This window comes from Noviherbaspirillum soli (assembly GCF_015352955.1).
GTDB classification, from domain to species: domain Bacteria; phylum Pseudomonadota; class Gammaproteobacteria; order Burkholderiales; family Burkholderiaceae_D; genus Noviherbaspirillum_A; species Noviherbaspirillum_A soli.
In genome coordinates this window covers 46,216-60,562 of record NZ_JACYOX010000026.1, presented here as the reverse complement: position 1 = coordinate 60,562, position 14,347 = coordinate 46,216, and the positions used below count along the sequence as shown (strand labels likewise).

Sequence of the window (14,347 nt, the reverse complement as noted above, 5' to 3'; positions counted from 1 at the left end):
CGGGCAGGCCGTTGGACAACGATAACTGGCGCAACCGCGTTTTCTGCGAAGACGCGTTGGCCGGCATCGCGCGCCTGCCCGACGGCGCGGTGGACCTGATCATCGCCGATCCGCCGTACAACCTCGGCAAGGACTACGGCAACGACTCCGACCGCATGGAAAGCGCGGCCTACCTGGAATGGACCGAAGCCTGGGTCGACGCCGCCCTGCCCAAGCTCAGGGCCGGCGGCAGCCTGTACGTGTTCCTGACCTGGCGCTATTCGCCGGAAGTGTTCGTGATGCTCAAGCAGCGCATGACCATGATCAACGAGATCGTCTGGGACCGCCGGGTGCCGTCCATGGGCGGCAGCACCCGCCGCTATTCCTCGGTGCATGACAACATCGGCTTCTTCGCCAATGCCCGCGACTATTACTTCGACCTCGACGCGGTGCGCATACCCTATGACGCCCAGACCAAGAAGGCGCGCTCGCGCTCGATCTTCGTCGGCGCCAAGTGGCTGGAGCTGGGCTACAACCCGAAGGACGTCTGGAGCGTGTCGCGCCTGCACCGGGAACACCGGGAGCGGGCCGACCATCCGACCCAGAAGCCGCTGGAAATCATCGAGCGCATGATCAAGGCATCCTGCCCGCCCGGCGGCCTGGTGCTGGACCCGTTCATGGGCAGCGGCACCACCGCGGTGGCGGCGCGCCGCTGCGGCCGCGACTTCGTCGGCTTTGAATTGAACGCCGATTACTGCAAACTGATAGACCAGCGGCTGGCGGCGCTGGAACCCGCCGAACAATCCGCCGCCGACAACGTGAGCACACCATGTCCCTGATCGAAAACCTTATCCGTCCCGATGTCCTTGCCCTGTCGGCCTATCACGTGCAGGATGCGGCCGGCTGCGTCAAGCTCGACGCGATGGAAAACCCTTACCAGCTGCCCGAGCCGCTGCGTGCCGAGCTCGGCCGCCGGCTGTCCGAAGTGGCGCTGAACCGCTATCCGACGCCGTCCTACACCGAACTGAAGGCCGGCATTTGCGGCAAGCTCGGTGTGCCGGCCGGCTATGACGTGGTGCTGGGCAACGGCTCGGATGAACTGATCTCGATGGTATCCGTCGCTTGCGCCAAACCCGGCGCCAAGGTGCTGGCGCCGGTGCCCGCCTTCGTGATGTATGCGATGTCGGCCCAGTTCGCCGGCCTGCAGTTCATCGGCGTCGACCTCAGGCCCGACTTCAGCCTGGACCGCGACGCCATGCTGGCCGCCATCGCCGCGCACCGGCCGGCGGTGACCTACCTGGCCTATCCGAACAACCCGACCGGCAACCTGTTCGACGAGGCCGCCATGGTCGACATCCTGCGCGCGGTGGGCGAGACCGGCATCGTGATCGTCGACGAGGCTTACCAGCCGTTCGCCCAGGCCAGCTTCATGCCGCGCCTGGCGGAGTTTCCCAACCTGGTGGTGATGCGCACCGTCTCCAAGCTGGGCCTTGCCGGCATCCGGCTCGGCTACATGTCGGCCAGCGGCGCGCTGCTGGAGCAGTTCGAGAAGGTGCGCCCGCCGTACAACATCAACGTGCTGACCCAGGCCACCGCCGAATTCGTGCTGGAGCACAGCGAAGTGCTGGATACGCAGGCCGCCGCGCTGCGCGACGAACGCAGCCGGGTGGCCACCGAACTGGCCGCGCTGCCGGGCATCGAGGTGTTTCCGTCGGCCGCCAATTTCCTGCTGCTGCGCATCACCCGGCCTGGCCTGGATGCGCCGCTGGCGCATGCGCGCCTGCTGGAACAGAAGGTGCTCGTCAAAAATGTCGGTAAAATGCACGCTTTGCTGCATAATTGCCTGCGTGTGACGGTCAGCACCCCGGAAGAAAACACCCTGTTCCTGAATGCCCTGAAGGCCGCGCTCGCTCCCTAACCTGGTTCAAACATGTCTACGCCACGCATTGCGGAAGTCGTCCGCAACACCAACGAAACCCAGATCCGCATCGCCATCAACCTCGACGGCAGCGGCAAGCAGAATCTCAACACCGGCGTGCCTTTCCTGGACCACATGCTGGACCAGATCGCCCGCCACGGCCTGATCGACCTCGACGTCGAAGCCAAGGGAGACCTGCATATCGATGCGCACCACACGGTGGAAGACGTGGGCATCACGCTGGGCCAGGCGGTGGCCAAGGCGGTCGGCGACAAGAAAGGCCTGCGCCGCTACGGCCATGCCTATGTGCCGCTGGATGAAGCGCTGTCGCGGGTGGTGGTCGACTTTTCCGGCCGTCCCGGCCTGGAATTCCATGTGCCGTTCACCCGCTCCATGATCGGCGGCTTCGACGTCGACCTGACCCGCGAGTTCTTCCAGGGCTTCGTCAATCATGCGCTGGTCACGCTGCATATCGACAATCTGCGCGGCGCCAACGCCCACCATCAGTGCGAAACCGTCTTCAAGGCATTCGGCCGCGCGCTGCGCATGGCCAGCGAACTCGATGCCCGCGCCGCCGGCACCATTCCGTCGACCAAGGGCAGCCTCTGATTCCGGCTGACCAGCTTAATTTCTGACATGAACAAGATCGTGGTAGTGGATTACGGCATGGGCAACCTGCGCTCGGTAGCGCAGGCGCTGCGCCATGTCGCGCCGGAAGCCGATGTGCGCATTTCCGGCGAAGTCGCCGACATCCGCGCCGCCGACCGGGTGGTGCTGCCCGGCCAGGGCGCGATGCCGGACTGCATGCGCAGCCTGCGCGCCTCCGGCCTGGAAGAAGCGGTCAAGGCCGCCTCGCAGACCAAGCCGCTGTTCGGCGTGTGCGTCGGCGAGCAGATGCTGTTCGACTGGAGCGACGAGGGCGACACGCCCTGTCTCGGCCTGTTGCCGGGCAAGGTGGTGCGCTTCAACCTGGAAGGCCGGCTGCAGGATGACGGCTCGCGCTTCAAGGTGCCGCAGATGGGCTGGAACCGGGTGCATCAGACCGCCCCGCATCCCATGTGGGAAGGCGTGGCCGACAACGATTATTTCTATTTCGTCCACAGCTACCATGCCGCGCCCGCCAATCCGGCGCATGTGCTGGGCGAGACCGATTACGGCGGCCCGTTTGCATGCGCGGTCGGACGCGACTATATTTTCGCTACCCAGTTCCACCCGGAGAAAAGCGCTGCCGCCGGCCTGCAGCTCTACAGAAACTTTGCCAACTGGAAGCCCTGAGCCAGCTCAGCCCTTGTTTATCCAACCACCAACCTTAACGTCCCACTCACTGTAGCCATGCTGCTTATACCTGCTATCGATCTCAAAGACGGTCATTGCGTACGCCTGAAACAGGGCGACATGGAGCAAGCCACCGTATTCTCCGACGACCCGGCCGAGATGGCGCGGCACTGGCTGGCCCAGGGCGCGCGCCGTCTGCACCTGGTCGACCTGAATGGCGCCTTCGCCGGCAAGCCCAAGAACGAACTGGCGGTCAAGTCCATCATCAAGGCGGTGCGCGAATTTGCGATCGACAACGATGTCGACGAAATCCCGATCCAGCTGGGCGGCGGCATCCGCGATCTCGACACCATCGAGCGCTACCTGGACGGCGGCCTGTCCTACATCATCATCGGCACCGCCGCGGTGAAGAATCCGGGCTTCCTGCACGATGCCTGCAGCGCCTTCCCCGGCCAGATCATCGTCGGCCTGGATGCCAAGGACGGCAAGGTCGCCACCGACGGCTGGAGCAAGCTCTCCGGCCATGAGGTACTGGACCTGGCCAAGAAGTTCGAGGACTACGGCTGCGAAGCCATCGTCTACACCGACATCGGCCGCGACGGCATGATGGGCGGCGTCAACATCGATGCCACCGTGCGCCTGGCGCGCAGCATGACGATCCCCGTGATCGCCTCCGGCGGCGTGCACAACATCAAGGACGTCGAAGCGCTGTGCGCGGTGCAGGACGAAGGCATCGAGGGCGTGATCTGCGGCCGTTCGATTTACGAAGGCACGCTGGACCTGCGCCTGGCGCAGGAAAGGGCGGATGCGCTTTCCGGCGTGGAAGAGCGCGAAACCGACTGATCATGACTCTTGCAAAACGCATCATCCCCTGCCTCGATGTCACCGCCGGACGGGTGGTCAAGGGCATCAATTTCGTCGAGCTGCGCGACGCCGGCGACCCGGTGGAAATCGCCCGCCGCTATGACGAGCAGGGCGCGGACGAACTGACCTTCCTGGACATCACCGCATCGAGCGACGAGCGCGACCTGATCCTGCACATCATCGAAGCGGTGGCCTCCCAGGTCTTCATTCCGCTGACGGTGGGCGGCGGCGTGCGCGTGGTGGAAGACGTGCGGCGGCTGCTCAACGCCGGCGCCGACAAGGTCAGCATCAACACCTCGGCCGTGACCAACCCGCAGCTGGTGCAGGATGCGGCCGACAAGTACGGCTCGCAATGCATCGTGGTGGCGATCGACGCCAAGCGCTCCGGCGACAACCAGTGGCAGGTCTATACCCACGGTGGGCGCAAGGCCACCGGCCTGGACGCGGTCGAATGGGCGCGCAGGATGCAGATGCTGGGCGCGGGCGAGATCCTGCTCACCAGCATGGACCGCGACGGCACCCGTTCCGGCTTCGACCTGGCGCTGACCCAGGCGGTGTCGGATGCGATCACCATCCCGGTCATTGCCTCCGGCGGCGTGGGCGGCCTGCAGGACCTGGCCGACGGCGTGAAAAAAGGCCATGCCGACGCGGTGCTGGCAGCCAGCATCTTCCATTACGGCCAGCACACCGTGCAGGAAGCCAAGCAGTTCATGGCGGGCCAGGGCATACCGATGAGGCTGGCATGAGCGTCAAGGCGAAATGGCTGAACAAGGTGCGCTGGGACGAGCACGGCCTGGTGCCGGTGATTGCCCAGGAAGTCGGCAGCAACGACGTGCTGATGTTTGCCTGGATGAACCGGGAGGCGCTGGCGCGTACGGTGGAGTCGGGCCAGGCAGTTTACTGGAGCCGCTCGCGCAAGAAGCTGTGGCACAAGGGCGAGGAGTCCGGCCACGTGCAGAAGGTGCATGAACTGCGCCTGGACTGCGACGAGGACGTGGTGCTGCTCAAGGTCGAGCAGGTGGACGGCATTGCCTGCCACACCGGCCGCCATTCCTGCTTCTTCCAGAAATTCGAGGGCAGCGCGGCCGAAGGCGAGTGGGTCGCGGTCGATCCGGTCTTGAAGAATCCCGACAGCATCTACAAGTAAAGGCAAAGCGGCACAATGAGCGACACCCTGAACCGCCTGGCGCAAGTCATCGAGTCACGCAAGCCGGCCAACGGCGGCGACCCGGAGAAATCCTATGTCAGCCGGCTGTTCGCCAAGGGCGACGACGCGATCCTGAAGAAGATCGGCGAGGAAGCCACCGAAACCGTGATGGCCGCCAAGGACGCCCGCGTCGACGGCGATGCCTCCAAGGTGCTGTATGAGTGCGCCGACCTCTGGTTTCATACGCTTGTCATGCTGGCGCAGTTTAATCTCACGCCGGACGATGTGCTGAAGGAACTGGCGCGGCGTGAAGGCATCTCGGGCATCGAGGAAAAGGCCAGCCGCGGCCAGAAGGCCTGAGGAAGACGGCAGTACAGAACGGGAACGAGCACATCAATATCAACGGAGACTGGTTTTGGACAACTGTATTTTCTGCAAGATCGCCGCAGGTCAGATTCCCTCGAAGAAGGTGCATGAAGACGAGGATCTGATCGCCTTCCATGACATCAATCCGGCGGCGCCCGTGCATGTTCTTATTGTGCCGAAGCAACACATTCCGACCCTGGCCGACTGCACGGAACAGCACTCCGCTTTGTTGGGTAAAATGATGCTTCTCGCGCCAAGGCTGGCGCAACAATTAGGCTGCGGATACGAAGCCGATGACGGCGACAATGGCTCCGGCGGCTTCAAGACCCTGTTCAATACTGGTCCGGATGGTGGACAAGAGGTATACCATCTTCATCTGCATGTGATCGGCGGACCGCGCCCCTGGCGCGGCCAACGGTAGGTCCGGACCGCTCCGGACAAATTCAACCTGGAACAGAGCGTTCCGCAAGGAGAAACAAATGGGTTCATTTAGCGTCTGGCACTGGCTGATCGTTCTGGTCATCGTGATGCTGGTATTCGGCACCAAGAAGATCGGCAACATGGGTTCCGACCTCGGCAAGGCGGTCAAGGGCTTCAAGGATGGCGTCAAGGGCGAGGAAGACCGCGTCGCCGGCGCGCCGCCGACAGTGGCCGACAAGGGCACCATCGACGTCGAGACCAAAGAAAAGAACCGGACCTGAGCCGATGCGCATTCTGCACGGTAGCGCCGCATGATCGATCTCGGCCTGACCAAGATTGCCCTGATCGGCGTCGTGGCGCTGGTCGTCATCGGGCCGGAGAAACTGCCGCGCGTGGCGCGCATGGCGGGCTCGCTGTTTGGCCGCGCCCAGCGCTACATCAATGACGTCAAGCAGGAAGTCAGCCGGGAAATCGACCTGGAGGAATTCCGCAAGATGCAGCAGGATGTGCGCGAGGCAGCCAGCACGGTGGAGCAATCGATCTCGCAGAATGCCGCCGAAGTGCGCGACGCCGTCAGTACCGGCTGGAATGACGACTTCACCAGCGCGTCCAATCCGCTGATGGAGCCGCCCACGCCTGACCAGCATGCGGTCAAGGCCAAGGATTTCCGCAGGAAGAAGCTGGCGCGCACCTCGGCCGTGCCGTCCTGGTACAAGCGGCAGAACGGCCGCCGGTCGCGCGTGCTGTCAGGCGCGGCCCGCGTCGCCCGGTATCGCCCTTCGGGCAGCCGCAAACCCACCCAATCGTTCCATTAAATGGCTGAAGACACACAAGCCGACGCGCAGGACACCTTCATCTCCCATCTGGTCGAACTGCGCAACCGCCTGGTCAGGGCAGTCGCCGTGGTGCTGGCGGTCTTCCTGGTGCTGGTTGCCGTCTGGCCCGGTCCGGGCGCGGTCTATGACTTCATTGCCCGGCCAATGATGATCGCGCTGCCCGGCGACGCGAAGATGATCGCCACCGGCGTGATCACGCCTTTCATGGTGCCGATGAAGGTCACGCTGCTGGCAGCCTTCATCATTTCGCTGCCGTGGGTGCTGTACCAGGCCTGGGCTTTCGTTGCGCCTGGCCTGTATGCGCATGAGAAGCGGCTGATTGCGCCGCTGGTCATTTCCTCGTCCTTCCTGTTCATCGTGGGCGTGGCGTTCTGCTACTTCCTGGTGTTTGGCAAGGTGTTCCGCTTCATCTACGATTTCGCACCCAGCTCGATTACCGTGGCGCCCGACATCGAGAACTATCTCGATTTCGTGATGACCATGTGCCTGGCCTTCGGCATCACCTTCGAGGTGCCGGTGGTGGTGGTGGTGCTGGTGCGGATGAACCTGATGACCGTGGAAAAGCTGAAGGCGATCCGCCCCTATGTGATCGTCGGCGCCTTCGTCGTGGCTGCCGTGGTGACGCCGCCGGACATCATGAGCCAGCTGTTCCTGGCGGTACCGATGTGCCTGCTGTTCGAACTGGGCCTGCTGCTGGCGCCGATGTTCGTGCGGGCCACCCAGGCGCCGGAAGAGCATCCCAGCAGCACCGGCAGCTGAAACGGTCTAGCTTCGCTGTCCGCAATAAAGCAGCTTCCTTACGCGTTCGGCACCTGCCGCAGCCACTGCACCAGTGGCTGCGCATCCCTGAAATTCCTCAGCACCACCTGTTCCAGTTCGTCGCCGGTCATGCCGTCCACGCTGCGCTCGTTCCAGACGATGAAGCTCTTGTGGCGCACATACTCTGCATGCGGCGTATCCGCATCGAAACCCTTGGGCGGCCGCGTCAGCTTGCCTTCCTGCTGCAGGTCGCCAAAGGCGGCGCGCAGCTTGCGGTCTTTGAGTACCGCTGAAAAGCCGTCGGCGTCGGCAATCACCTGGCGCCGGATCTGGCGCAGCCGGTCGGGCGGCGGCAGGTATTCGCCGCCGGCGATCAGCAGCTGGCCCTTTTCATCGACGTGAAAGTAATAGGCCGGACCGCCGCCCTGGCTGGGTTTCTTCAGCCCGCTGGCGGTGATGGCGGCGGAAAAGTGCGTCTTGTAGGGCTTGGGGTCGCGTGAAAAGCGCAGGTCGCGGTTGATGCGAAACAGCGCCTTCTTCGGGTTGCAGGCCGCCACCGCCGGATCGAAGCGGGAGATGCTCCTGATCAGGCGCGTGGTCAGTTCGAGGAACTCGGCGCGCAGGATATCGTAGCGCGGCTTGTTCATCACGAACCAGGCGCGCTGGTTGTTCTCATCCAGCTCGGCCAGGTATTGCCTCAGGTCGCGTACATGCATGCTCACTCCGCGGGACGTGTCTGCATCTTGGGACGGACGCCCACCGTCACATCCAGGCTGGTTTCGGCATTCTTGCGCAGCACCTTCATGCTGGCTTTCCTGCCAGGCTGCAGCTGGGCGATCAGGTTCAGCATCGAGGTGGTGTCGTCCACCGGCCGGCCGTCGACTTCCACCAGGATGTCGCCCGGCCGCATGCCGGCGCGGTCGGCGGGACCGTTGCGCAGCACGCCGGCGATGATGGTGCCCGACTTGCGCTGCAGGCCGAAGCTTTCCGCCAGTTCGGGCGTGATGTCCTGCGGCTCCACGCCTATCCAGCCGCGCACTACCTGCCCGGTCTTGATGATGGATTCCATCACCGTCTTTACCGTGGTGACGGGAATGGCGAAACCGATGCCCAGCGAGCCGCCGGTGCGGGAATAGATCGCGGTATTGATGCCCAGCAGGTTGCCGTTGGTGTCTACCAGCGCGCCGCCCGAATTGCCGGGATTGATGGCGGCGTCGGTCTGGATGAAGTTCTCGAAAGTGTTGATGCCCAGGTGGTTGCGGCCCAGCGCCGAGACAATGCCCATGGTGACCGTCTGGCCGACGCCGAACGGATTGCCGATGGCCAGCACCACGTCGCCGACGCGGGTCTGCTCGATCTGGGCCAGCGTGATTGTCGGCAGATCCTTCAGATCCACCTTGATCACTGCCAGGTCGGTTTCCGGATCGGTGCCGACCAGGCGTGCCGCTGCCTTGCGCCCATCGGCCAGCGCGATCTCGATCTCGTCGGCCGCTTCCACAACATGGTTATTGGTCAGGATGTAGCCTTCGGAGCTGACGATCACGCCCGAGCCCAGGCTGGACTGCTTTTCTTCCTGCTCGCCCTGGCGCTCGCCAAAGAAGCGGCGCAGGAAGGGGTCGTCCAGCAGCGGATTGCGCGCCGGGCGCACGCCCTTGCTGGTGAAGATGTTGACCACCGCGGGCATGGCCCGCTGCGACGCGTCACGATAGCTGCTGCCCTGCTGCACCCTGGGTGGCGCAGTGGCTTCATGCATCGGGACATTCCCATTATTCAGAGTCACCGGCTGGGCGCCGCCCTGGATGCGCGGCGCCCAGTCCGGCTTGAGTGTCGCTACAATGAACCACAGCGCCAGACCGACCGTGACGGTTTGGGCAAACAATAACCAGAGACGTTGCATAAAGAGAGAAGGGTGAATGAATTGAGTGAGCCATCCGTGGATCGCCGGGCGCTGTCGGATTATCTGGCTTGTCTGCTTGATATCAACCGCATCCGTGATTTTAGCCCAAACGGTTTGCAGGTCGAGGGGCGCGACCGCATCGCCAGCATCGTCACCGGCGTCACCGCCAGCGCGGCGCTGATCGACGCCGCCCTGGCGGAAGGCGCCGATGCGATTCTTGTGCATCACGGCTATTTCTGGCGCGGCGAGGACGGCCGGATTACCGGCATCCGGCGCCAGCGCCTCAAGCGGCTGCTGGCCAACGACGTCAATCTGTTTGCCTATCACCTGCCGCTGGATGTGCATCCGGAGTTGGGCAACAACGCCCAGCTGGGACGGCAACTCGGCCTGAGCGCGCAGTCCCGGTTCGGCGAAAACGACCTTGGCTGGCTGGGCGTGCCGGAAGACGCCGCGGTAAGCACGGTAGGCGACCTGGCCCGCCTGATCGGGCAGCGGCTGGGGCGATCGCCCATGGTCATCGGTGACGCCGGGCAGCCTCTGGGCCAAGTCGGCTGGTGCACCGGCGCCGCGCAGGGCTATCTCGACGATGCCATCGCCGCGGGGGCCGGCACCTATCTCAGCGGGGAAATCTCGGAGCAGACCGTGCACCTGGCGCGCGAAACCGGCGTCGCCTATCTGGCCTGCGGCCATCATGCAACCGAACGTTATGGCATACAGGCGCTCGGCCAGCATCTCGCCGGTCGGTTCGGCATCGGGCATCGCTTCATCGATATCGATAATCCGGTCTAAGAACAGCCCGTTTTCCGTCGTGTCGCTTTTGCCGTGGCAACGCGTCTGCAACCATGAAGGCCGTGACCAGCCAGAAATCTCCGTCGCCTCCGCATTTTTCCTGGCCGGATGTTACGAAGGCCCGGCTTCATCCAGATTGCGTAACTTCGGCATGCGCCTACCGGTAATCGTTCGACAGTTCGCAGCGAGGCGCTGACCAAGGCGCTCATCCGGGCGCTTACCACGGCGCTCAATCACGGCAAGGACAGGAAAACCATGATGTCGCAAGCGGCAGCCCGGCAACCGATCAACGTCATGATCGTCGAGGACGATAACGTTACCCGCAAGTATCTCGCAGCGGCCATCAAGTCCGAGCCAGCGCTCCAGCTGGTTGCCGCCTTCGATAGCGTTCAGCCGGCGCTGGCCTGGCTGGTGTCCACTCCGGTCGACCTGCTGCTGACCGACCTTGGCCTGCCCGACGGATCGGGCGTGGACGTCATCCGCGCCTGCGTCGACCGCTGGCCGAACTGCGGCATTCTGGTCATCACCATGTCGAGCGACGAGGATAGCGTTCTGGCCTGCATCGAGGCCGGCGCCGCCGGCTATGTGCTCAAGGATGCCGGAAGGCTGGACATCGTGCGTGCATTGCTGGACCTGCACTCGGGCGGCTCGCCCATCAGCCCGCTGATCGCCAGGAAAGTACTCGGCCGTATGCGCGACGCCATGCCGGCATCGTCCTCGCCACCCGGCAATGCGCATGCGCCTTCGCTGCTCACACGGCGCGAGGCGGCGATTCTCAACCTGATTGCGCGCGGCGACAGCTATGGCGAGGTGGCGCGGACACTGTCGGTGTCGGTTGGCACGGTGCAGACCCATGTGAAGAACATTTACGGCAAGCTGTCGGTGCATTCCCGCGGAGAAGCGGTATTCGAGGCGCAGCGCCGCGGCTTGCTCCATATGGCGACATTGAAAGCGCGCGAACCGGGCTGAAGCCGCGCCCTTCCGGACGGCGGAATGGCTGGAAGACATTGTGGGCCGCTGGTTTAGCGCATTTCTAACCTGACTGGCATCAGCCGGCCAAGCAAGATTGCCTTTGGAAGATTCGCCTAGGGGTGAGTAGGGTGCAATACCCGAAGGGCATTGCACCGCGGTCGCATACCGTAAAGATCATCTCAGGACCTTCGCTGGTCCACGCATGGCGGAATGCCCCTTCGGGTATTCCGCCCTACAGCATCAGGGGCATGCCAAGGGCGCAGGATGCGAGGTGCGCCGCGCCTGGGTCTGCGGCATGAGGCTAGTCTGGCCAAATTCGCTCTAGCGGCCCACAATGTCTTCCAGGATTGCTGGCGCGAGGATTCGACGTGCTGCCGATCCGGCCTGATCAGCGCAGGTCTTCCGGCCGACGCAGGGCGTCACGGATTTCACGCAGCAGCAGAATGTCCTCGGACGGCGGCGCGGCCGGTGCAGCATCTTCGACTTCCTGCTGCTTGCGGAAGGACAGGGTGCGCGCCTTGTTGATCAGCCTGACCATTTGGAAAATGATGAAGGCCAGGATGACGAAGTTCAGCAGGATGGTCACGAAATTGCCGTAGGCCAGAACGGCGCCGGCCTTCTTGGCTTCGGCCAGGGTGAGGTTCATGGCCTGATTATTCAGCGGTAAATAATAATTGGAAAAATCCAGGCCACCGAAAATTTTTCCCACGATGGGCATGATCACATCCTGCACCAGGGAATCGACGATCTTGCCGAATGCGGCGCCAATGATGACGGCGACCGCAAGGTCAACCACATTGCCCTTGACTGCAAATGCCTTGAATTCCTGCAGCATGCTCATTGCAAATCTCCTGATGGGTGTTAAAGAAGGTAGTGACGGAAACCCTCGTCGATAAGGAAGCTGGTTTTATCAGATTGTCATGCGCCAGTATCCCACAGGACCAAACATGTCACCTCATTGGTGCGTTTATCAACCTCTGTGCATGTTTATTGCACAACGGAAGATGTATTTTCTTTAAATCAGGTCGACGGTCCGATATAATTTAAGGTTGCTAGAAGTTTCGTTCAGATTTCGCATTTTGACTGATTGGGGTTGGTATGAGTAACGATAAACAGGTCGACTCCGGTCGACGTGTCCTGCTTGCTGCCACATGTGCGGCTGGCGGAGTTGCAGGGCTGGCTACGGCAGGGGCCTTTGTGTCCACCTTCCAGCCGTCAGAGCGCGCGAAGGCCGCCGGCGCGCCGGTTGAAGTCGATATCGCCGGCATGGCGCCGGGCGAACTCAGAACCGTCGAATGGCGCGGCAAGCCGGTATGGATCCTGAAGCGCTCGCAGGAAATGGTCTCGGCGCTGCCCAAGCTGGACGATCAGCTTGCCGACCCCAAATCGCAGCGCAATCCGGACGAACTGACGCCGGAATATGCGCGTAACGAATACCGCTCCATCAAGCCAGAGATCCTGGTGGCGGTCGGTATCTGCACCCATCTGGGCTGCTCCCCGACCACCAAGCTCCAGCCGGGACCGCAACCATCGCTGCCCGACGACTGGCAGGGCGGTTTCCTGTGCCCCTGCCACGGCTCGACCTTCGATCTGGCCGGCCGCGTCTACAAGAACAAGCCGGCGCCTGACAATCTTCAGGTGCCACGTCACATGTATGCCGGCGACACCAAGCTCGTCATCGGCAAGGACGAGAAAGGTGAGGCATAAATCATGGGATTCGTGGAGAAGAAGTTGCCGGCCGATGCGCCAGTCAGCGCCAAGGCACTGAACTGGGTCGATTCTCGTTTTCCGCTGAGCAAACTGTGGAATGACCAGTGGGGCCAGTACTACGCGCCCAAGAATTTCAACTGGTGGTACATCTTCGGTTCGCTGGCCATGCTGGTGCTGGTGATCCAGATCGTCACCGGCATCTTCCTGGTAATGCATTACAAGCCCGATGCCAACCTGGCCTTCGCCTCCGTTGAATACATCATGCGCGATGTGCCGTGGGGCTGGCTGGTGCGCTACATGCACTCGACCGGCGCTTCCGCCTTCTTCATCGTGGTCTACCTGCACATGACCCGCGCCTTGCTGTACGGTTCGTACCGCAAGCCACGAGAACTGATCTGGCTGTTCGGCGTCGGCATCTTCCTGGCGCTGATGGGCGAAGCCTTCTTCGGCTACCTGCTGCCATGGGGCCAGATGTCCTACTGGGGCGCGCAGGTGATCGTGAACCTGTTCTCGGCCATTCCCTTCATCGGTCCCGACCTGTCGCTGTGGATCCGCGGCGACTACGTGGTGTCCGACGCCACCCTGAACCGCTTCTTCGCCTTCCATGTGATCGCGATTCCCCTGGTGCTGCTGGGCCTGGTTGCCGCCCACCTGATCGCGCTGCATGAAGTGGGCTCGAACAATCCGGACGGCATCGAAGTCAAGGACAACCTCGGTCCTGACGGCCATCCGGTCGACGCGATCCCTTCACATCCGTACTACACCGTGCATGATGCGTTCGGCGTCGTGATCTTCCTGACGATCTTCAGCGCAGTGATCTTCTTTGCGCCGGAAATGGGCGGTTATTTCCTGGAATACAACAACTTCCTGCCGGCTGACTCGCTGAAGACGCCGCCGCATATTGCCCCGGTCTGGTACTTCACGCCGTACTACTCGGTGCTGCGCGCCACCACCTCGCAATTCATGTATGCGCTGATCGCAGGTGTGGCTGCCTATGTCGCGCTGCTGATCCTGAAATCCCGCCTGTCCGGCGCGATGAAAATGGTGGCGGCCGTGGTTGGCCTGGCCGTGATCATCGGCATGCTGGTGTTTGACGCCAAGTTCTGGGGCGTGGTGCTGATGGGTGCGTCGGTCGTGATCCTGGCCGGCATGCCCTGGCTCGATCATTCCCCGGTGCGTTCCATCCGTTATCGCCCCACCTGGCACAAATATGTGCTGATCCTTTTCGGCATCACATTCGTCGTGCTGGGCTACCTGGGCGTGCAGGCGCCGACCGCCGGCCGTACCTTGCTGTCGCAGGTTTGCACCTTCATCTACTTCGGCTTTTTCCTGCTGATGCCATGGTGGAGCCGCGCCGGCCAGTTCAAGCCGGTCCCGAGCCGCGTTACGTTCCATCCGCACTAAGCCGCAAAGGA

Annotated in this window: 19 protein-coding genes; 16 read left to right on the top strand and 3 right to left on the bottom strand. The window is 62.8% G+C overall.

From position 1 onward, the window contains the following. The first annotated feature begins 11 nt into the window (after positions 1-11). Genes IGW04_RS17460 through tatC form a run of 12 tightly spaced genes read left to right on the top strand, consistent with a single transcriptional unit; the run spans position 12 to position 7,564 of the window. Positions 12-818: a DNA-methyltransferase gene (locus IGW04_RS17460; RefSeq protein ID WP_194714362.1), complete on the top strand. Its 807-nt coding sequence runs from the start codon at positions 12-14 to the stop codon at positions 816-818. After that, positions 809-1,897, top strand: coding sequence for a histidinol-phosphate transaminase (hisC, locus tag IGW04_RS17455; RefSeq protein ID WP_194714361.1), 1,089 nt, complete (start codon positions 809-811; stop codon positions 1,895-1,897). The genes IGW04_RS17460 and hisC overlap by 10 nt, the downstream gene beginning before the upstream one ends. Before the next feature lie 12 nt (positions 1,898-1,909). Beyond that, positions 1,910-2,506: an imidazoleglycerol-phosphate dehydratase HisB gene (gene hisB, locus IGW04_RS17450; protein WP_194714360.1), complete on the top strand. Its 597-nt coding sequence runs from the start codon at positions 1,910-1,912 to the stop codon at positions 2,504-2,506. A gap of 27 nt (positions 2,507-2,533) precedes the next feature. Beyond that, on the top strand, positions 2,534-3,172 hold the full coding sequence (gene hisH, locus IGW04_RS17445; protein ID WP_194714359.1) for an imidazole glycerol phosphate synthase subunit HisH: 639 nt from the start codon (positions 2,534-2,536) through the stop codon (positions 3,170-3,172). 57 nt (positions 3,173-3,229) lie between these two features. Beyond that, positions 3,230-4,015, top strand: coding sequence for a 1-(5-phosphoribosyl)-5-[(5-phosphoribosylamino)methylideneamino]imidazole-4-carboxamide isomerase (gene hisA, locus IGW04_RS17440; RefSeq protein ID WP_194714358.1), 786 nt, complete (start codon positions 3,230-3,232; stop codon positions 4,013-4,015). A gap of 2 nt (positions 4,016-4,017) precedes the next feature. Next, entirely contained in the window at positions 4,018-4,782 is a 765-nt protein-coding gene (gene hisF / locus IGW04_RS17435; protein ID WP_194714357.1) for an imidazole glycerol phosphate synthase subunit HisF, read from the top strand. After that, complete coding sequence (hisI, locus tag IGW04_RS17430) at positions 4,779-5,183, top strand: phosphoribosyl-AMP cyclohydrolase (protein WP_194714356.1); 405 nt, start codon at positions 4,779-4,781, stop codon at positions 5,181-5,183. Before hisF ends, hisI begins: the two co-directional genes overlap by 4 nt. 15 nt (positions 5,184-5,198) lie before the next feature. After that, positions 5,199-5,543: a phosphoribosyl-ATP diphosphatase gene (locus IGW04_RS17425; protein ID WP_194714355.1), complete on the top strand. Its 345-nt coding sequence runs from the start codon at positions 5,199-5,201 to the stop codon at positions 5,541-5,543. Positions 5,544-5,598: 55 nt separating this feature from the next. Further along, positions 5,599-5,970 (top strand): histidine triad nucleotide-binding protein, encoded by a 372-nt coding sequence (locus IGW04_RS17420; RefSeq protein ID WP_194714354.1) that lies wholly within the window; start codon positions 5,599-5,601, stop codon positions 5,968-5,970. Between the two features lie 58 nt (positions 5,971-6,028). Then, positions 6,029-6,250, top strand: coding sequence for a Sec-independent protein translocase subunit TatA (gene tatA / locus IGW04_RS17415; protein ID WP_194714353.1), 222 nt, complete (start codon positions 6,029-6,031; stop codon positions 6,248-6,250). Between the two features lie 30 nt (positions 6,251-6,280). After that, positions 6,281-6,784: a Sec-independent protein translocase protein TatB gene (gene tatB, locus IGW04_RS17410; protein ID WP_194714352.1), complete on the top strand. Its 504-nt coding sequence runs from the start codon at positions 6,281-6,283 to the stop codon at positions 6,782-6,784. Beyond that, positions 6,785-7,564, top strand: coding sequence for a twin-arginine translocase subunit TatC (tatC, locus tag IGW04_RS17405; RefSeq protein ID WP_194714351.1), 780 nt, complete (start codon positions 6,785-6,787; stop codon positions 7,562-7,564). Positions 7,565-7,602: 38 nt separating this feature from the next. On the opposite strand, the gene IGW04_RS17400 is transcribed toward tatC, so the two are convergent. After that, positions 7,603-8,280 carry a DUF2461 domain-containing protein gene (locus tag IGW04_RS17400; RefSeq protein WP_194714350.1) on the bottom strand — a complete coding sequence of 226 codons (678 nt, stop codon included), beginning with the start codon at positions 8,278-8,280 and terminating at the stop codon, positions 7,603-7,605. Between the two features lie 2 nt (positions 8,281-8,282). Then, positions 8,283-9,461 carry a Do family serine endopeptidase gene (locus IGW04_RS17395; protein WP_194714349.1) on the bottom strand — a complete coding sequence of 393 codons (1,179 nt, stop codon included), beginning with the start codon at positions 9,459-9,461 and terminating at the stop codon, positions 8,283-8,285. 36 nt (positions 9,462-9,497) lie between these two features. Between IGW04_RS17395 and IGW04_RS17390 the strand changes: the two genes are divergently transcribed. Next, positions 9,498-10,250, top strand: a complete 753-nt coding sequence (locus IGW04_RS17390) for a Nif3-like dinuclear metal center hexameric protein (protein WP_323744874.1) — start codon at positions 9,498-9,500, stop codon at positions 10,248-10,250. 255 nt (positions 10,251-10,505) lie between these two features. After that, the gene (locus IGW04_RS17385; protein ID WP_194714347.1) at positions 10,506-11,219 is read left to right on the top strand and encodes a response regulator; all 714 of its coding nucleotides are present in this window, start codon (positions 10,506-10,508) and stop codon (positions 11,217-11,219) included. A 391-nt stretch (positions 11,220-11,610) separates the two neighbouring features. On the opposite strand, the gene mscL is transcribed toward IGW04_RS17385, so the two are convergent. After that, a complete protein-coding gene (mscL, locus tag IGW04_RS17380) occupies positions 11,611-12,063 on the bottom strand; it encodes a large conductance mechanosensitive channel protein MscL (RefSeq protein ID WP_194714346.1) in 453 nt (150 codons plus the stop codon). Between the two features lie 257 nt (positions 12,064-12,320). On the opposite strand from mscL, the gene petA reads away from it, so the two are divergent. Together petA and IGW04_RS17370 are read left to right on the top strand one after the other, a co-directional pair. Further along, positions 12,321-12,929, top strand: coding sequence for a ubiquinol-cytochrome c reductase iron-sulfur subunit (petA, locus tag IGW04_RS17375; RefSeq protein ID WP_194714345.1), 609 nt, complete (start codon positions 12,321-12,323; stop codon positions 12,927-12,929). Positions 12,930-12,932: 3 nt separating this feature from the next. After that, a complete protein-coding gene (locus IGW04_RS17370; protein WP_194714344.1) occupies positions 12,933-14,336 on the top strand; it encodes a cytochrome b in 1,404 nt (467 codons plus the stop codon). Positions 14,337-14,347 lie beyond the last annotated feature (11 nt).